This window comes from Streptomyces sp. NPDC088746 (assembly GCF_044751065.1).
Taxonomy (GTDB): Bacteria; Actinomycetota; Actinomycetes; order Streptomycetales; family Streptomycetaceae; genus Streptomyces.
Map to the genome: position 1 here is coordinate 468,992 of NZ_JBIVLA010000002.1, position 16,762 is coordinate 485,753.

The 16,762-nt window shown below is 65.6% G+C and carries 30 protein-coding genes; all 30 read left to right on the forward strand.

The genetic code is table 11. The features are described from left to right. The first annotated feature begins 283 nt into the window (after positions 1-283). The 30 genes from rpsJ to rplQ all read left to right on the forward strand — a co-directional run bounded on the left by rpsJ (position 284) and on the right by rplQ (position 16,738). The gene (rpsJ, locus tag ACIP63_RS09585; protein WP_003948644.1) at positions 284-592 is read left to right on the forward strand and encodes a 30S ribosomal protein S10; all 309 of its coding nucleotides are present in this window, start codon (positions 284-286) and stop codon (positions 590-592) included. Positions 593-606: 14 nt separating this feature from the next. Then, positions 607-1,251, forward strand: coding sequence for a 50S ribosomal protein L3 (rplC, locus tag ACIP63_RS09590; protein ID WP_014154591.1), 645 nt, complete (start codon positions 607-609; stop codon positions 1,249-1,251). Positions 1,252-1,255: 4 nt separating this feature from the next. Beyond that, positions 1,256-1,906 (forward strand): 50S ribosomal protein L4, encoded by a 651-nt coding sequence (gene rplD, locus ACIP63_RS09595; RefSeq protein ID WP_099173849.1) that lies wholly within the window; start codon positions 1,256-1,258, stop codon positions 1,904-1,906. Further along, complete coding sequence (gene rplW / locus ACIP63_RS09600; protein ID WP_014154589.1) at positions 1,906-2,229, forward strand: 50S ribosomal protein L23; 324 nt, start codon at positions 1,906-1,908, stop codon at positions 2,227-2,229. Before rplD ends, rplW begins: the two co-directional genes overlap by 1 nt. A 39-nt stretch (positions 2,230-2,268) precedes the next feature. Continuing rightward, complete coding sequence (gene rplB / locus ACIP63_RS09605) at positions 2,269-3,105, forward strand: 50S ribosomal protein L2 (protein ID WP_099173848.1); 837 nt, start codon at positions 2,269-2,271, stop codon at positions 3,103-3,105. Between the two features lie 12 nt (positions 3,106-3,117). Beyond that, positions 3,118-3,399, forward strand: coding sequence for a 30S ribosomal protein S19 (gene rpsS / locus ACIP63_RS09610; protein WP_003966956.1), 282 nt, complete (start codon positions 3,118-3,120; stop codon positions 3,397-3,399). Between the two features lie 43 nt (positions 3,400-3,442). Further along, on the forward strand, positions 3,443-3,790 hold the full coding sequence (rplV, locus tag ACIP63_RS09615; RefSeq protein WP_056552397.1) for a 50S ribosomal protein L22: 348 nt from the start codon (positions 3,443-3,445) through the stop codon (positions 3,788-3,790). After that, positions 3,790-4,626 carry a 30S ribosomal protein S3 gene (rpsC, locus tag ACIP63_RS09620; RefSeq protein ID WP_014047784.1) on the forward strand — a complete coding sequence of 279 codons (837 nt, stop codon included), beginning with the start codon at positions 3,790-3,792 and terminating at the stop codon, positions 4,624-4,626. Before rplV ends, rpsC begins: the two co-directional genes overlap by 1 nt. Before the next feature lie 5 nt (positions 4,627-4,631). Next, entirely contained in the window at positions 4,632-5,051 is a 420-nt protein-coding gene (gene rplP, locus ACIP63_RS09625) for a 50S ribosomal protein L16 (protein WP_014154587.1), read from the forward strand. After that, entirely contained in the window at positions 5,051-5,275 is a 225-nt protein-coding gene (gene rpmC / locus ACIP63_RS09630) for a 50S ribosomal protein L29 (RefSeq protein ID WP_014047786.1), read from the forward strand. Before rplP ends, rpmC begins: the two co-directional genes overlap by 1 nt. Continuing rightward, positions 5,275-5,559, forward strand: coding sequence for a 30S ribosomal protein S17 (gene rpsQ / locus ACIP63_RS09635; protein WP_031096375.1), 285 nt, complete (start codon positions 5,275-5,277; stop codon positions 5,557-5,559). The genes rpmC and rpsQ overlap by 1 nt, the downstream gene beginning before the upstream one ends. A 100-nt stretch (positions 5,560-5,659) precedes the next feature. After that, on the forward strand, positions 5,660-6,028 hold the full coding sequence (rplN, locus tag ACIP63_RS09640) for a 50S ribosomal protein L14 (protein ID WP_003974257.1): 369 nt from the start codon (positions 5,660-5,662) through the stop codon (positions 6,026-6,028). 2 nt (positions 6,029-6,030) lie between these two features. After that, entirely contained in the window at positions 6,031-6,354 is a 324-nt protein-coding gene (gene rplX / locus ACIP63_RS09645) for a 50S ribosomal protein L24 (RefSeq protein ID WP_014047788.1), read from the forward strand. Further along, entirely contained in the window at positions 6,354-6,911 is a 558-nt protein-coding gene (gene rplE, locus ACIP63_RS09650) for a 50S ribosomal protein L5 (protein ID WP_073718383.1), read from the forward strand. The genes rplX and rplE overlap by 1 nt, the downstream gene beginning before the upstream one ends. A gap of 2 nt (positions 6,912-6,913) precedes the next feature. Next, complete coding sequence (locus ACIP63_RS09655) at positions 6,914-7,099, forward strand: type Z 30S ribosomal protein S14 (protein WP_003948630.1); 186 nt, start codon at positions 6,914-6,916, stop codon at positions 7,097-7,099. Positions 7,100-7,320: 221 nt separating this feature from the next. After that, positions 7,321-7,719 (forward strand): 30S ribosomal protein S8, encoded by a 399-nt coding sequence (rpsH, locus tag ACIP63_RS09660; RefSeq protein WP_104788302.1) that lies wholly within the window; start codon positions 7,321-7,323, stop codon positions 7,717-7,719. 21 nt (positions 7,720-7,740) lie between these two features. Further along, the gene (gene rplF / locus ACIP63_RS09665) at positions 7,741-8,280 is read left to right on the forward strand and encodes a 50S ribosomal protein L6 (protein WP_275493830.1); all 540 of its coding nucleotides are present in this window, start codon (positions 7,741-7,743) and stop codon (positions 8,278-8,280) included. A gap of 2 nt (positions 8,281-8,282) precedes the next feature. Further along, the gene (gene rplR, locus ACIP63_RS09670) at positions 8,283-8,666 is read left to right on the forward strand and encodes a 50S ribosomal protein L18 (RefSeq protein ID WP_033297607.1); all 384 of its coding nucleotides are present in this window, start codon (positions 8,283-8,285) and stop codon (positions 8,664-8,666) included. Positions 8,667-8,713: 47 nt separating this feature from the next. Then, positions 8,714-9,316, forward strand: a complete 603-nt coding sequence (rpsE, locus tag ACIP63_RS09675; protein ID WP_014047793.1) for a 30S ribosomal protein S5 — start codon at positions 8,714-8,716, stop codon at positions 9,314-9,316. Next, the gene (gene rpmD, locus ACIP63_RS09680; RefSeq protein ID WP_214920405.1) at positions 9,316-9,498 is read left to right on the forward strand and encodes a 50S ribosomal protein L30; all 183 of its coding nucleotides are present in this window, start codon (positions 9,316-9,318) and stop codon (positions 9,496-9,498) included. Before rpsE ends, rpmD begins: the two co-directional genes overlap by 1 nt. 1 nt (position 9,499) lies before the next feature. Then, positions 9,500-9,955 carry a 50S ribosomal protein L15 gene (gene rplO, locus ACIP63_RS09685; RefSeq protein WP_014047794.1) on the forward strand — a complete coding sequence of 152 codons (456 nt, stop codon included), beginning with the start codon at positions 9,500-9,502 and terminating at the stop codon, positions 9,953-9,955. A 224-nt stretch (positions 9,956-10,179) separates the two neighbouring features. Continuing rightward, positions 10,180-11,499, forward strand: coding sequence for a preprotein translocase subunit SecY (gene secY, locus ACIP63_RS09690; protein ID WP_099173846.1), 1,320 nt, complete (start codon positions 10,180-10,182; stop codon positions 11,497-11,499). Further along, the gene (locus ACIP63_RS09695; protein ID WP_356714192.1) at positions 11,499-12,158 is read left to right on the forward strand and encodes an adenylate kinase; all 660 of its coding nucleotides are present in this window, start codon (positions 11,499-11,501) and stop codon (positions 12,156-12,158) included. The genes secY and ACIP63_RS09695 overlap by 1 nt, the downstream gene beginning before the upstream one ends. 124 nt (positions 12,159-12,282) lie before the next feature. Beyond that, positions 12,283-13,119: a type I methionyl aminopeptidase gene (map, locus tag ACIP63_RS09700; RefSeq protein ID WP_104788307.1), complete on the forward strand. Its 837-nt coding sequence runs from the start codon at positions 12,283-12,285 to the stop codon at positions 13,117-13,119. Positions 13,120-13,321: 202 nt separating this feature from the next. Next, complete coding sequence (infA, locus tag ACIP63_RS09705; RefSeq protein ID WP_003956442.1) at positions 13,322-13,543, forward strand: translation initiation factor IF-1; 222 nt, start codon at positions 13,322-13,324, stop codon at positions 13,541-13,543. 60 nt (positions 13,544-13,603) lie between these two features. Beyond that, a complete protein-coding gene (rpmJ, locus tag ACIP63_RS09710; protein WP_003956441.1) occupies positions 13,604-13,717 on the forward strand; it encodes a 50S ribosomal protein L36 in 114 nt (37 codons plus the stop codon). 197 nt (positions 13,718-13,914) lie between these two features. Continuing rightward, positions 13,915-14,295, forward strand: coding sequence for a 30S ribosomal protein S13 (gene rpsM / locus ACIP63_RS09715; protein ID WP_014047799.1), 381 nt, complete (start codon positions 13,915-13,917; stop codon positions 14,293-14,295). A gap of 104 nt (positions 14,296-14,399) precedes the next feature. Then, a complete protein-coding gene (rpsK, locus tag ACIP63_RS09720; RefSeq protein ID WP_003956432.1) occupies positions 14,400-14,804 on the forward strand; it encodes a 30S ribosomal protein S11 in 405 nt (134 codons plus the stop codon). A 137-nt stretch (positions 14,805-14,941) separates the two neighbouring features. Beyond that, entirely contained in the window at positions 14,942-15,964 is a 1,023-nt protein-coding gene (locus ACIP63_RS09725; protein ID WP_003966937.1) for a DNA-directed RNA polymerase subunit alpha, read from the forward strand. A 270-nt stretch (positions 15,965-16,234) separates the two neighbouring features. Then, positions 16,235-16,738, forward strand: a complete 504-nt coding sequence (rplQ, locus tag ACIP63_RS09730) for a 50S ribosomal protein L17 (protein ID WP_362935024.1) — start codon at positions 16,235-16,237, stop codon at positions 16,736-16,738. Positions 16,739-16,762 lie beyond the last annotated feature (24 nt).

A 16,762-nucleotide genomic window follows, 5' to 3' on the forward strand; every position in this document is an offset into this window, starting at 1 on the left:
GCGCCTCCCGCCGGGAGGACCGGAAGCGAGTCCCACAGTACTCGTCGACCCCCAGGGTCGGACGTACGGGAATCTTTCGGGAAGTTCAGCAGGGCGCTGACCAGGCACCCGGTGGGGTTTCGCCCCCGGCAGCGCGGTTTCGGCCCGCACCCCCTTGGTTGGGAAATCCTTCGGGAGATCTTCGTAGAGGGGATGCGACACGCCCGACCGCGTGGGTCGGAGGCGGAGTTAAGAGAACTCCCGGGTTCCAGAGCGTTATTGAGAGACAGGACTACTAGTAGCCATGGCGGGACAGAAGATCCGCATCCGGCTCAAGGCCTACGACCACGAGGTCATCGACTCCTCGGCGAAGAAGATCGTCGAGACGGTGACGCGCACTGGTGCGTCGGTCGCGGGCCCGGTGCCGCTGCCCACTGAGAAGAACGTGTACTGCGTCATCAAGTCGCCGCACAAGTACAAGGACTCTCGCGAGCACTTCGAGATGCGCACGCACAAGCGCCTCATCGACATTCTCGACCCCACGCCGAAGACGGTTGACTCGCTGATGCGCCTCGACCTGCCGGCAGGCGTCGACATCGAGATCAAGCTCTGAGGGGACGGGCCGAGATGAGCAAGAACATCAAGGGCGTCCTGGGCGAGAAGCTCGGTATGACCCAGGTCTGGGACGAGAACAACCGGGTTGTCCCGGTGACCGTCGTCAAGGCCGGTCCGTGCGTCGTGACGCAGGTTCGCACGAATGACAGCGACGGCTACGAGTCGGTCCAGATCGCCTTCGGCGAGATCGACCCGCGCAAGGTGAACAAGCCCCTCAAGGGCCACTTCGCCAAGGCCGACGTGACCCCGCGCCGCCACCTGGTGGAGCTCCGCACCCCTGACGCCAGCGAGTACACGCTGGGCCAGGAGGTCACTGCCGAGGTGTTCGAGTCCGGCGTCAAGGTCGACGTCACGGGCAAGAGCAAGGGCAAGGGCTTCGCCGGTGTCATGAAGCGTCACAACTTCAAGGGCCTCGGCGCCGGCCACGGCGTCCAGCGCAAGCACCGTTCCCCCGGTTCGATCGGTGGCTGCGCCACCCCTGGGCGTGTCTTCAAGGGCATGCGCATGGCCGGTCGGATGGGTAACGAGCGCGTCACCACCCAGAACCTGACCATCCACGCGGTTGACGCGGAGAAGGGTCTGCTGCTCATCAAGGGCGCGGTCCCCGGTCCGAACGGCGGCCTCGTCCTGGTCCGTACCGCGGCCAAGGGGGCTTGAGGTAATGAGCACCATTGACATCCTTTCGCCGGCAGGCGACAAGGCCGGTACCGTCGAGCTCCCCGCGGAGATCTTCGACGCGAAGACCAGCGTTCCGCTGATCCACCAGGTCGTCGTCGCACAGCTGGCAGCTGCCCGTCAGGGCACGCACAAGACCAAGAGCCGCGGCGAAGTCCGTGGTGGTGGGCGCAAGCCGTACCGCCAGAAGGGCACCGGCCGCGCGCGCCAGGGTTCGACCCGTGCGCCGCAGTTCGCCGGTGGTGGCGTCGTCCACGGCCCGCAGCCGCGTGACTACTCGCAGCGCACCCCGAAGAAGATGAAGGCCGCCGCCCTGCGCGGTGCCCTCTCGGACCGGGCGCGTCACTCCCGCATCCACGTCGTCACCGGCGTGGTCGAGGGTGGGATCTCCACCAAGGCCGCCAAGACGCTGCTCGGCAAGATCTCGGAGCGCAGCAACCTGCTCCTGGTCGTCGACCGCGCCGACGAGGCCGCGTGGCTGTCCGCGCGCAACCTGCCCCAGGTGCACATCCTGGAGCCGGGCCAGCTGAACACGTACGACGTGATCGTCTCTGACGACGTGGTCTTCACCCAGGCCGCTTTCGAGTCCTTCGTGTCTGGCCCCCAGACCGCTGAGACCGAAGGGAGCGCCGCCTGATGAGTGAGGCGACCGTTACCAGCAAGACCTACTCGGACCCGCGCGACGTTCTCGTCAAGCCGGTTGTTTCCGAGAAGAGCTACGCGCTGCTCGACGAGAACAAGTACACGTTCATCGTCGCGCCCGGCTCCAACAAGACCCAGATCAAGCAGGCCGTGGAAGCGGTCTTCTCGGTCAAGGTCACCGGGGTCAACACGATCAACCGGCAGGGTAAGCGCAAGCGCACCAAGACCGGTTTCGGCAAGCGCGCCGACACGAAGCGCGCCATCGTGACCCTCGCCGAGGGCGACCGTATCGACATCTTCGGCGGCCCGACCTCCTGACGGAGGTCGAGTCGTCCGGAATCGGACGAGGACTGAGAAATGGGTATCCGCAAGTACAAGCCGACGACCCCGGGCCGTCGTGGCTCCAGCGTCGCCGACTTTGTCGAGATCACGCGGTCCACGCCGGAGAAGTCGCTGGTCCGCCCCCTGCACAGCAAGGGCGGCCGTAACAACGCCGGTCGTGTGACCGTTCGCCACCAGGGTGGTGGCCACAAGCGCGCCTACCGCGTGATCGACTTCCGTCGTCACGACAAGGACGGCGTGCCGGCCAAGGTCGCGCACATCGAGTACGACCCCAACCGCACCGCGCGCATCGCGCTGCTGCACTACGCGGACGGCGAGAAGCGTTACATCGTCGCCCCCCGTGGTCTGTCGCAGGGTGACCGCGTCGAGAACGGTCCGGGCGCCGACATCAAGCCGGGCAACAACCTGGCGCTGCGCAACATCCCGGTCGGTACGACCATCCACGCCATCGAGCTGCGGCCCGGCGGCGGCGCGAAGTTCGCCCGCTCCGCGGGTGCCTCCGTGCAGCTGCTGGCGAAGGAGGGCACGATGGCCCACCTTCGTATGCCTTCCGGTGAGATCCGGCTGGTCGACGCCCGCTGCCGCGCCACCATCGGCGAGGTCGGCAACGCCGAGCAGTCGAACATCAACTGGGGCAAGGCCGGCCGCATGCGCTGGAAGGGCGTTCGCCCGACCGTCCGCGGTGTCGCGATGAACCCGGTTGACCACCCGCACGGTGGTGGTGAAGGCAAGACCTCCGGTGGACGTCACCCGGTCTCGCCGTGGGGTCAGAAGGAGGGTCGTACTCGCTCGCCGAAGAAGGCATCGAGCAAGTACATCGTCCGCCGCCGCAAGACGAACAAGAAGCGCTAGGAGCGGGTTTAGATGCCGCGCAGTCTCAAGAAGGGGCCCTTCGTCGACGGCCACCTCATCAAGAAGGTGGACGTACAGAACGAGGCAGGCACCAAGAACGTCATCAAGACCTGGTCCCGTCGCTCGATGATCGTCCCGGCCATGCTGGGTCACACCATCGCGGTGCACAACGGCAAGATCCATGTCCCGGTGTTCGTCACCGAGTCGATGGTCGGCCACAAGCTCGGCGAGTTCTCGCCGACTCGCACCTTCCGCGGCCACGTCAAGGACGACCGGAAGTCGAAGCGCCGCTAACCGCGGGGTGGAAACGACTATGACTTACACCGAAGGGACAACCATGGAAGCCAGGGCCCAGGCGCGGTACATCCGCGTCACGCCCATGAAGGCCCGCCGAGTGGTGGACCTCATCCGTGGCATGGACGCCACGGAGGCTCAGGCGGTCCTGCGTTTCGCCCCGCAGGCCGCGAGCGTGCCGGTTGGCAAGGTGCTTGACAGCGCCATCGCCAACGCTGCACACAACTACGACCACACCGACGCCTCTTCGCTGGTCATCAGCGAGGCGTTCGTGGACGAGGGTCCGACCCTGAAGCGGTTCCGTCCGCGTGCTCAGGGCCGTGCCTACCGGATCCGTAAGCGGACCAGCCACATCACCGTGGTCGTCAGCAGCAAGGAAGGAACCCGGTAATGGGCCAGAAGGTAAACCCGCACGGGTTCCGGCTCGGCATCACGACGGACTTCAAGTCCCGTTGGTACGCCGACAAGCTGTACAAGGACTACGTCAAGGAAGACGTCGCCATTCGTCGCATGATGACGAAGGGCATGGAGCGGGCCGGCATCTCGAAGGTCGAGATCGAGCGCACCCGCGACCGCGTCCGCGTTGACATCCACACCGCCCGCCCGGGCATCGTCATCGGCCGCCGTGGCGCCGAGGCCGACCGCATCCGTGGCGAGCTGGAGAAGCTGACCGGCAAGCAGGTCCAGCTGAACATCCTCGAGGTCAAGAACCCCGAGGTGGACGCTCAGCTGGTGGCCCAGGCCGTCGCCGAGCAGCTCTCCTCCCGTGTCTCCTTCCGTCGTGCCATGCGTAAGAGCATGCAGAGCACGATGAAGGCGGGCGCAAAGGGCATCAAGATCCAGTGCGGTGGCCGCCTCGGCGGCGCCGAGATGTCCCGCTCGGAGTTCTACCGCGAGGGCCGCGTGCCCCTGCACACGCTCCGTGCGAACGTCGACTACGGCTTCTTCGAGGCCAAGACGACCTTCGGCCGCATCGGTGTGAAGGTCTGGATCTACAAGGGCGACGTCAAGAACATCGCCGAGGTCCGCGCCGAGAACGCAGCGGCTCGCGCCGGCAACCGACCGGCTCGTGGCGGCGCTGACCGCCCGGCCGGCCGTGGTGGCCGTGGTGGCGAGCGCGGCGGTCGCGGCCGCAAGCCGCAGCAGTCCGCGCCGGCAGCCGAGGCCCCCAAGGCCGACGCTCCCGCCGCCGCTGCTCCGGCTGAGAGCACCGGAACGGAGGCCTGACCGAAATGCTGATCCCCCGTAGGGTCAAGCACCGCAAGCAGCACCACCCGAAGCGCAGCGGTATGTCCAAGGGTGGCACGCAGGTTGCGTTCGGCGAGTACGGCATCCAGGCGCTGTCCCCGGCGTACGTGACGAACCGCCAGATCGAGGCAGCTCGTATCGCGATGACCCGCCACATCAAGCGTGGCGGCAAGGTCTGGATCAACATCTACCCGGACCGCCCCCTGACGAAGAAGCCTGCCGAGACCCGCATGGGTTCCGGTAAGGGTTCTCCCGAGTGGTGGATCGCGAACGTCAAGCCCGGTCGGGTGATGTTCGAGCTGTCCTACCCGAACGAGAAGATTGCTCGTGAGGCGCTCACCCGCGCTGCTCACAAGCTTCCGATGAAGTGCCGGATCGTTCGGCGCGAGGCAGGTGAGTCGTGATGTCGGCCGGTACCAAGGCGTCCGAGCTGCGCGAGCTGGGCAACGAGGAGCTTCTCAACAAGCTCCGCGAGGCCAAGGAAGAGCTGTTCAACCTCCGCTTCCAGGCGGCGACGGGCCAGCTCGAGAACCACGGTCGGCTCAAGTCCGTCCGTAAGGACATCGCCCGGATCTACACCCTGATGCGCGAGCGCGAGCTGGGCATCGAGACGGTGGAGAGCGTCTGATGAGCGAGAAGACTGTGACTGAGACCAACACCGACCGCGGTTTCCGTAAGACCCGTGAGGGTCTGGTCGTCAGCGACAAGATGGACAAGACCGTCGTCGTCGCTGTCGAGGACCGCGTCAAGCACGCGCTGTACGGCAAGGTCATCCGCCGTACGAACAAGCTCAAGGCCCACGACGAGCAGAACGCTGCCGGCGTCGGCGACCGCGTCATCATCATGGAGACGCGTCCGCTGTCCGCCACGAAGCGCTGGCGCATCGTCGAGATCCTCGAGAAGGCCAAGTAATTCCTGAGGGGCATCCCCCTCAGGCAAGTTCCGCCAGGCTCGGCGGGGGCACCTTCACCGGCGCCCCCGCCGGGAACCGGCAGACGATCAGGAGATAGACGTGATCCAGCAGGAGTCGCGACTGCGCGTCGCCGACAACACGGGTGCGAAGGAAATTCTCACCATCCGTGTTCTCGGTGGCTCGGGTCGCCGCTACGCGGGCATCGGTGACGTCATCGTCGCCACCGTCAAGGACGCGATCCCCGGTGGCAACGTGAAGAAGGGTGACGTCGTCAAGGCCGTCATCGTTCGCACCGTCAAGGAGCGTCGTCGCCCGGATGGCTCGTACATCCGCTTCGACGAGAACGCCGCTGTCATTCTCAAGAACGACGGCGACCCCCGCGGCACCCGTATCTTCGGCCCGGTGGGCCGTGAGCTGCGCGAGAAGAAGTTCATGAAGATCATCTCGCTCGCGCCGGAGGTGCTGTAAGCATGAAGATCAAGAAGGGCGACCTGGTTCAGGTCATCACCGGTAAGGACAAGGGCAAGCAGGGCAAGGTCATCGTTGCCTTCCCCGCTCAGGACCGCGTCCTCGTCGAGGGTGTCAACCGGGTCAAGAAGCACACCAAGGCCGGTCAGACGGCTCGCGGTTCGCAGACGGGTGGCATTGTCACCACCGAGGCCCCGATTCACGTCAGCAACGTTCAGCTGGTCGTGGAGAAGGACGGCAACAAGGTCGTCACCCGCGTCGGCTACCGCTTTGACGACGAGGGCAAGAAGATCCGCGTTGCCAAGCGGACCGGTGAGGACATCTGATGACGACCACCACTGCGCCGCGTCTCAAGACGCGCTACCGCGAGGAAATCGCCGGCAAGCTGCGTGAGGAGTTCTCGTACGAGAACGTCATGCAGGTCCCCGGTCTGGTCAAGATCGTGGTCAACATGGGTGTGGGCGACGCCGCCCGCGACTCCAAGCTGATCGACGGTGCCGTCAAGGACCTCACCACGATCACCGGCCAGAAGCCCGCCGTCACGAAGGCCCGCAAGTCGATCGCGCAGTTCAAGCTGCGCGAGGGGCAGCCGATCGGCTGCCACGTCACCCTCCGTGGTGACCGCATGTGGGAGTTCCTGGACCGTACGCTGTCGCTCGCGCTTCCGCGTATCCGTGACTTCCGTGGTCTGTCGCCGAAGCAGTTCGACGGCCGTGGCAACTACACCTTCGGTCTCACGGAGCAGGTCATGTTCCACGAGATCGACCAGGACAAGATCGACCGGGTCCGGGGCATGGACATCACCGTGGTCACCACGGCGACCAACGACGACGAGGGTCGTGCCCTGCTTCGTCACCTCGGCTTCCCGTTCAAGGAGAACTGACCGTGGCGAAGAAGGCTCTGATCGCTAAGGCCGCCCGTAAGCCGAAGTTCGGCGTGCGCGGTTACACCCGCTGCCAGCGCTGCGGCCGGCCCCACTCCGTCTACCGCAAGTTCGGCCTCTGCCGCGTGTGCCTTCGTGAGATGGCTCACCGTGGCGAGCTGCCGGGCGTGACCAAGAGCTCCTGGTAATCCTCCTTCGCCCTCGGGCGTCGTAGGACCAGAAAGCTCTCGGTAAGTATCCGGTCGGCAGGAGCCCCGCTCTTCATGCCGTAGGCTTGAAGGGTTGGGCGCCTGCCGCCCTGACCGACTTACTACGCCGTAGGTCCCCGCACCGCACCCGTCCCGCCACTGAGTGGGGAGAGGGATGGCGCATACAGGAAACCCCGGCGAGAGAGGCCGAAGGCCAACTCATGACCATGACTGATCCCATCGCAGACATGCTCACGCGTCTGCGTAACGCGAACTCGGCGTATCACGACGATGTTTCGATGCCGCACAGCAAGATCAAGTCGCACATCGCGGAGATCCTCCAGCAGGAGGGCTTCATCACCGGCTGGAAGGTCGAGGACGCCGAGGTCGGTAAGAGCCTCGTTCTCGAGCTGAAGTTCGGGCCGAACCGCGAGCGTTCGATTGCCGGCATCAAGCGCATTTCGAAGCCGGGTCTGCGTGTATACGCAAAGTCCACCAATCTGCCGAAGGTTCTCGGCGGCCTGGGCGTGGCGATCATCTCCACGTCCCACGGTCTCCTGACCGGCCAGCAGGCCAGCAAGAAGGGCGTAGGTGGGGAAGTCCTCGCCTACGTCTGGTAGTCGGGAACGGAGGAATAGCTCATGTCGCGAATCGGCAAGCTCCCCATCCAGGTTCCCGCCGGTGTGGACGTCACCATCGATGGCCGCACGGTCGCGGTGAAGGGCCCGAAGGGTTCCCTCTCGCACACCGTCGCAGCGCCGATCGAGGTCACCAAGGGTGAGGACGGCGTGCTCAACGTCGTCCGCCCGAACGACGAGCGTCAGAACAAGGCCCTTCACGGCCTGTCCCGCACGCTGGTGGCGAACATGATCACCGGTGTGACCCAGGGATACAGCAAGGCGCTCGAGATCAGCGGTGTCGGTTACCGCGTCCAGGCGAAGGGCTCCAACCTGGAGTTCGCCCTGGGCTACAGCCACCCGATCCTCATCGAGGCTCCGGATGGCATCACCTTCAAGGTCGAGTCGCCCACGAAGCTCAGCGTCGAGGGCATCGACAAGCAGAAGGTCGGCGAGGTAGCCGCCAACATCCGCAAGCTGCGGAAGCCCGACCCGTACAAGGCCAAGGGCGTCAAGTACGCGGGCGAGGTCATCCGCCGCAAGGTCGGAAAGGCTGGTAAGTAGCCATGGCATACGGTGTGAAGATCGCCAAGGGCGACGCGTACAAGCGTGCCGCTCTCAAGCGGCGCCACATCCGCGTCCGCAAGCACATCTCCGGTTCGCCGGAGCGTCCCCGCTTGGTCGTGACGCGTTCCAACCGCCACATCGTGGCCCAGGTCATCGACGACATCGCGGGCCACACGCTCGCGTCGGCGTCGACCCTGGACACCTCGATCCGTGGTGCGGAGGGTGACAAGAGCGCCCAGGCCAAGCAGGTCGGCGCCCTGGTCGCCGAGCGTGCCAAGGCCGCAGGCGTCGAGGCCGTCGTGTTTGACCGCGGTGGTAACCAGTACGCCGGGCGGATTGCCGCTCTGGCTGACGCCGCCCGTGAAGCCGGGCTGAAGTTCTAAGCCCCGGTTCCAACGCACAGCGGACGTAACAGAGAGAGGTAAATCCAATGGCTGGACCCCAGCGCCGCGGAAGCGGTGCCGGTGGCGGCGAGCGGCGGGACCGGAAGGGCCGTGACGGTGGCGCTGCCGCCGAGAAGACCGCGTACGTCGAGCGTGTCGTCGCGATCAACCGCGTCGCCAAGGTAGTGAAGGGTGGTCGTCGCTTCAGCTTCACCGCGCTGGTCGTGGTGGGCGATGGTGACGGCACCGTCGGTGTCGGATACGGCAAGGCCAAGGAAGTTCCCGCGGCCATCGCCAAGGGCGTCGAAGAGGCCAAGAAGAGCTTCTTCAAGGTCCCGCGTATCCAGGGCACCATCCCTCACCCGATCCAGGGCGAGAAGGCTGCGGGCGTCGTCCTGCTGAAGCCTGCTTCCCCCGGTACCGGTGTGATCGCCGGTGGCCCGGTGCGCGCCGTTCTGGAGTGCGCCGGCGTTCACGACATCCTGTCGAAGTCGCTCGGTTCTTCGAACCCGATCAACATCGTGCACGCGACCGTGGCGGCCCTCCAGGGCCTGCAGCGTCCCGAGGAGATCGCGGCCCGCCGCGGTCTGCCCCTCGAGGACGTCGCCCCCGCGGCTCTGCTCCGTGCGCGTGCGGGAGCGGGTGCGTAATGGCTCGCCTCAAGATCACGCAGACGAAGTCGTACATCGGCAGCAAGCAGAACCACCGCGACACCCTGCGTTCGCTCGGGCTCAAGCGCCTGCACGACGTGGTTGTCAAGGAGGACCGCCCCGAGTTCCGCGGAATGGTTCAGACCGTCCGCCACCTCGTGACGGTTGAGGAGGTTGACTGACATGGCGGAGAACAGCCCGCTGAAGGCCCACAACCTCCGGCCTGCCCCGGGCGCCAAGACCGCCAAGACCCGTGTGGGTCGTGGTGAGGCGTCCAAGGGTAAGACCGCAGGCCGTGGTACCAAGGGTACGAAGGCTCGTTACCAGGTTCCGGAGCGCTTCGAGGGTGGCCAGATGCCCCTCCACATGCGTCTCCCGAAGCTCAAGGGCTTCAAGAACCCGTTCCGCACGGAGTACCAGGTCGTGAACCTGGACAAGCTCGCGACGCTCTACCCCGAGGGTGGAGAGGTCACGGTGGCCGACCTGGTCGCCAAGGGCGCTGTGCGCAACAACCACCTCGTCAAGGTCCTCGGACAGGGCGAGATCTCCGTGGCGCTGCAGGTTTCGGTTGACGCCGTCTCCGGCTCCGCCAAGGAGAAGATCGCCGCCGCAGGCGGCACCGTCACCGAACTCGTCTGAGACAACTCGGACAGGGCTGTGGCCTGAACACCCGACCGGGGATGCCTCTCATTTGGGGCATCCCCGGTTGGTCGTTCCTAGGGGGGCATGTACGCCGGTAAGGTGGCGTGCACTGTTGCTGTGGTAAGTCCTGGGCAAGAGCCCGGGGTCCTTTGGCTGTTACGTAATCGTCGATCCTCAAGACCGTCACCTCACGCTTTTGCGCGGGGGTCGCAGGAGGCACCGTGCTCACCGCGTTCGCCCGGGCGTTCAAGACGCCCGACCTGCGCAAGAAGCTGCTCTTCACGCTCGGCATCATCGTGCTCTACCGTCTCGGTGCGCACATTCCCGTACCGGGGGTGAGCTACGAGAACGTCCAGACCTGTGTTGACCAGGCCAGTCAGGGCAACAACAGCCTGTTCGGTCTGGTGAACATGTTCAGCGGTGGTGCACTGCTGCAGATCACGATCTTCGCGCTCGGCATCATGCCGTACATCACGGCCAGCATCATTCTCCAGCTGCTGACCGTGGTCATCCCCCGACTCGAAGCCCTCAAGAAGGAGGGGCAGTCGGGCACGGCCAAGATCACGCAGTACACGCGTTATCTGACCGTCGCGCTGGCCATCCTCCAGGGCACCGGCCTCGTGGCGACCGCCCGCAGCGGCGCGCTCTTCAGCGGCTGCTCCGTCGCCGACCAGGTCGTCCCGAACCAGTCGATCTTCACGACCGTCGTCATGGTGATCACCATGACCGCCGGCACCGCCGCCGTCATGTGGCTCGGTGAGCTCATCACCGACCGCGGCATCGGCAACGGCATGTCGATCCTGATGTTCATCTCGATCGCCGCCAGCTTCCCCGGCGCTCTCTGGGCCATCAAGCAGAGCGGCAAGCTGGCCGACGGCTGGATCGAGTTCATCACCGTCATCCTCATCGGCTTCGTGATGGTCGGCCTCGTCGTCTTCGTCGAGCAGGCCCAGCGCCGGGTTCCGGTGCAGTACGCGAAGCGGATGATCGGGCGCCGGTCCTACGGTGGTACGTCCACTTACATCCCGCTGAAGGTGAACCAGGCGGGTGTGATTCCCGTCATCTTCGCTTCTTCGCTGCTCTATATCCCTGCTCTAATCGTTCAGTTCTCCAACTCCACCGCGGGCTGGGCGACCTGGATTCAGGACCACTTCGTCAAGGGCGACCACCCGTACTACATCGCGACGTACTTCCTGTTGATCGTGTTCTTCGCATTCTTCTATGTGGCGATCTCGTTCAACCCCGAGGAAGTCGCGGACAACATGAAGAAGTATGGTGGCTTCATCCCGGGTATCCGGGCAGGTCGACCTACTGCCGAGTATCTGAGCTACGTGCTCAACCGGATCACTTGGCCGGGCTCGCTGTACCTGGGTCTGATCGCTCTGGTGCCGACGATGGCGTTGGCAGGCTTCGGTGGCGCTAACCAGAACTTCCCGTTCGGCGGGACGAGCATCCTGATCATCGTGGGTGTGGGTCTGGAGACCGTGAAGCAGATCGAGAGTCAGCTCCAGCAGCGCAATTACGAAGGGTTCCTCCGCTGATGCGAATCGTCCTCGTCGGGCCGCCCGGTGCCGGCAAGGGAACGCAGGCCGCGTTCCTTGCCAAGAATCTGTCGATTCCGCACATCTCCACGGGCGACCTCTTCCGCGCCAACATCAGCCAGGGCACCGACCTTGGCAAGCAGGCCCGTGCCTTCATGGACGCGGGACAGCTGGTGCCGGACGAAGTCACCATCGCGATGGCCAAGGACCGCATGTCCCAGTCGGACGCCGAGAACGGCTTCCTCCTGGACGGCTTCCCCCGCAACGTGGGGCAGGCCGCGGCACTCGACGAGATGCTGCACAGCGAGGGCGTCAAGCTCGACGCGGTTCTTGACCTCGAGGTCCCCGAGGACGAGGTGGTCAAGCGCATCGCCGGCCGCCGTATCTGCCGTAACGACAGCGCGCACGTCTTCCACGTGACGTACAACCCGCCGAAGACCGAGGGCGTCTGCGACGCCTGCGGTGGCGAGCTGTACCAGCGGGACGACGACACCGAGGAGACGGTACGTACGCGTCTCGAGGTCTACCACACGCAGACCGAGCCGATCATCGACTACTACCGGTCCCAGGGCCTGGTCGTGACGATCTCCGCGCTCGGCAAGGTCACCGAGGTGACCGAGCGGGCCATGGAGGCCCTCAAGAAGTCCGACGAGGGCTGACCCGCCCCCGTAGAACCACCCAGCCGGCCGCGGCGCCCTCGGGCGTCGCGGCCGACTGTTTTGGCGCCGTATCGTGGAGTACGGCTTCAACCGTTTCCCTTCGTAGGCAGAGAGGCGCCGCGCAATGGTGCAGATCAAGACCCCCGAGCAGATCGCGAAGATGCGCGAGGCGGGCCTCGTGGTCGCTGCCATTCACGCCGCCACCCGTGAGGCGGCCGTGCCCGGCGCCACGACGAAGGACCTGGACGAGGTCGCCCGCAAGGTGATCGCCGACCACGGCGCGAAGTCGAACTTCCTGGGTTACGGCGGGTTCCCCGCCACGATCTGCACCTCGGTCAACGAGGTCGTCGTCCACGGCATCCCGGACGAGAAGACCGTCCTCAAGGACGGCGACATCATCTCGATCGACGCCGGCGCGATCATCGACGGCTGGCACGGCGACGCGGCCTACACGGCCTTCGTCGGCACCGGTCACGCTCCGGAGCTCGTAGAGCTCTCGCGGGTGACCGAGGAGTCGATGTGGGCCGGGATCGCCGCGATGAAGGTGAACAACCGGCTCGTCGACATCTCGAAGGCCATCGAGTCCTACATCCGCCGCCAGCCCCGCCCGGCGACCGGCAAGTACGGGATCATCGAGGACTACGGCGGCCACGGCATCGGCACCGAGATGCACATGGACCCGCACCTCCTGAACTACGTCTCGCGCAAGCGCGGCAAGGGGATCAAGCTGGTCCCCGGTGTCTGCCTGGCCATCGAGCCGATGGTCTCGCTGGGCACCGCGCAGACGAAGGTGCTGGCCGACGAGTGGACGGTCCTGACGACCGACGGCACCTGGTCCTCGCACTGGGAGCACTCGATCGCCCTCACGGAGCAGGGCCCGCTGGTCCTGACCTCCCCGGACTGCGGCCGGGCCAAGCTCGCCCAGTACGGCGTGGAGGCCGCGCCGGACCCGCTGGCCTGACACTCCGGCCCGATGCTTCGGCCTGACGCTCACCAGGACTGTCCGGCTGATCCGTGTCTAAGGATCAGAGGAAGTGGGCAAACTTGACGGATTCGTCTTTTGGAGTCCGCTGACGTAGACTGACTCGTCGGCTCTCGTGCATCCGTGTGTCTTCATGCGGCGGGCGTGAGTCGATCAAGGTAGCCGATTCGAAAGGCGAAGCGTGGCCAAGAAGCAAGGTGCCATCGAAATTGAGGGCACCGTGATCGAGTCCCTCCCGAACGCCATGTTCAAGGTGGAACTCCAGAACGGTCACAAAGTCCTCGCGCACATCAGCGGCAAGATGCGGATGCACTACATCCGCATCCTCCCGGATGACCGGGTCGTCGTGGAGCTGTCTCCGTACGACCTGACGCGTGGCCGGATCGTCTACCGGTACAAGTAGATCTTGCCGCCATCCCGCTTCGGCGTGGTGAGGGCACTGACCCGGAGAACCTGACATCCCATGAAGGTCAAGCCGAGCGTCAAGAAGATCTGCGACAAGTGCAAGGTGATCCGCCGTCACGGCCGGGTCATGGTCATCTGCGACAACCTGCGCCACAAGCAGCGCCAGGGCTGACGCACGACCACCTGCATCTCGCAGCTCTTCGCGCGACGCACGTAAACGTACATACGCAGTGCCCGTCCAAGCTTCGGCTGACGACACCTCCGGCGGGGGCCGGGGACCCGGGCGTACCACCTCTTCCCACGCGGACGAGGTCGGCGTTCGGGAGTGGTACTGCGGAAGACCCCCGAAATGACAACTGGAGCCATTGAATGGCACGCGTTTCAGGTGTTGACATCCCGCGCGAAAAGCGCGTGGAGGTTGCCCTCACCTACGTCTTCGGTATCGGGCGCACCCGGTCCAAGGAGATCCTCGCCACCACCGGCGTGAACCCGAACACCCGCGTTCGTGACCTGGCCGAAGAGGACCTGGTCAAGATCCGCGAGTACGTCGACGCCAACCTCCGCACCGAGGGTGACCTTCGCCGCGAGATCCAGGGCGACATCCGCCGCAAGATCGAGATCGGCTGCTACCAGGGCATCCGGCACCGTCGCGGTCTGCCGGTCCACGGTCAGCGCACCAGCACGAACGCGCGTACCCGCAAGGGCCCGCGTCGCGCCATCGCCGGTAAGAAGAAGCCGGGCAAGAAGTAGTCCTCAGCGGACGCACTGCGGATCTCCGGACCTCCGGGGCCCGCAGCAACCAGCGGTCTTCGCTGTAGGACCGATCACCTCCCCTCTCCATCTGGAGTCAAGACATGCCCCCCAAGGGTCGTCAGGGCGCAGCCAAGAAGGTGCGTCGCAAGGAAAAGAAGAACGTCGCTCACGGGCACGCCCACATCAAGAGCACGTTCAACAACACCATCGTCTCGATCACGGACCCCTCGGGCAACGTGATCTCCTGGGCCTCCGCCGGCCACGTCGGCTTCAAGGGCTCGCGCAAGTCCACCCCCTTCGCCGCGCAGATGGCCGCCGAGTCGGCCGCCCGCCGCGCGCAGGAGCACGGCATGCGCAAGGTCGACGTCTTCGTGAAGGGTCCGGGCTCCGGCCGCGAGACCGCGATCCGCTCCCTCCAGGCCACGGGCCTCGAGGTCGGTTCGATCCAGGACGTCACCCCGACGCCGCACAACGGCTGCCGTCCGCCGAAGCGTCGCCGCGTCTGATCCGCTGCGGCCGGTGACGGCCGTGCGTCAGTAGCGTCGGATCCGGGCGGTATGTCCTTCCCAGGGCGTGCCGCCCGTATCCTTGTTTCATCTGTCGGGCATCAAATAGTGGGTGCCCACGACTGAAGGATTCCTTCATGCTTATCGCTCAGCGTCCGTCGCTGACCGAAGAGGTCGTCGACGAGTTCCGCTCCCGGTTCGTGATCGAGCCGCTGGAGCCGGGCTTCGGTTACACCCTCGGTAACTCCCTGCGTCGTACCCTCCTCTCCTCGATCCCCGGTGCCGCTGTCACCAGCATCCGGATCGACGGTGTCCTGCACGAGTTCACCACCGTGCCGGGCGTCAAGGAGGACGTGACCGACCTCATCCTCAACATCAAGCAGCTGGTCGTCTCCTCGGAGCACGACGAGCCGGTCGTGATGTACCTGCGCAAGCAGGGTCCCGGCCTGGTCACCGCTGCTGACATCGCCCCGCCGGCCGGTGTCGAGGTCCACAACCCGGACCTGGTCCTGGCCACGCTCAACGGCAAGGGCAAGCTGGAGATGGAGCTGACCGTCGAGCGCGGTCGCGGCTACGTCTCCGCCGTCCAGAACAAGCAGGTGGGCCAGGAGATCGGGCGTATTCCGGTCGACTCCATCTACTCGCCGGTGCTCAAGGTCACGTACAAGGTCGAGGCGACCCGTGTCGAGCAGCGCACCGACTTCGACAAGCTGATCGTCGACGTCGAGACCAAGCAGGCCATGCGTCCCCGTGACGCCATGGCGTCGGCCGGTAAGACCCTGGTCGAGCTGTTCGGTCTGGCGCGCGAGCTCAACATCGACGCCGAGGGCATCGACATGGGCCCGTCCCCGACGGACGCCGCGCTCGCCGCCGATCTGGCGCTGCCGATCGAGGAGCTCGAGCTCACGGTCCGTTCGTACAACTGCCTCAAGCGCGAGGGCATCCACTCCGTGGGTGAGCTCGTCGCCCGCTCCGAGGCGGACCTGCTCGACATCCGCAACTTCGGTGCGAAGTCGATCGACGAGGTCAAGGCGAAGCTGGCCGGTATGGGCCTCGCGCTCAAGGACTCGCCTCCCGGCTTCGACCCGACCGCCGCGGCGGACGCGTTCGGCGCGGACGACGACGCGGATGCGGGTTTCGTGGAGACCGAGCAGTACTGATCGCCTTCCGGCGGGGGTGCCCGGGTTCTTGGGTGCCCCGTGCCGGGGCTCAGGCTTTGTCCTCAATCTCCCCCAGACTTCGTCCGGGGGGACCCCCAGGGGCTTGATTTTGGCTGCTGTCCGGTGTGAGCCGGACGGGCTTGATGTGGCTGATGGCTGGTGGAAGCCGGTTTCAGCCGCTGCGGAGTAAAGACTTCCGCGGGGCGGCCGCCTCGCGGGAACTGACACCGGTACCTGATACGGCCGGTGCAGCACACAAGGAGAAAAACCATGCCTCAGCCCGCCAAGGGTGCCCGTCTGGGCGGCAGCGCTGCGCACGAGAAGCTTCTTCTCATCAACCTCGCGAAGTCGCTGTTCGAGCACGGCCGCATCACCACGACCGAGGCCAAGGCCCGCCGCCTGCGTCCGGTCGCCGAGCGTTTCATCACCAAGGCGAAGAAGGGCGACATCCACAACCGTCGCCTGGTGCTGCAGTCGATCACGGACAAGGGCATCGTGCACACGCTCTTCACCGAGATCGCCCCGCGGTACGAGAACCGCCCCGGTGGTTACACCCGCATCACCAAGATCGGCAACCGTCGTGGCGACAACGCCCCGATGGCCGTCATCGAGCTGGTCGAGGCGCTGACCGTGGCCCAGCAGGCCACCGGTGAGGCCGAGGCCGCGACGAAGCGTGCCGTCAAGGAAGACGCCCTCAAGAAGGACGAGGCTCCGGCCGAGACCGTCGAGGACGCCAAGCCGGCCGACGCCGCCGAGGAGTCCAAGGACGCCTGAGCGTTCTGAGACCCAGGTACGGGC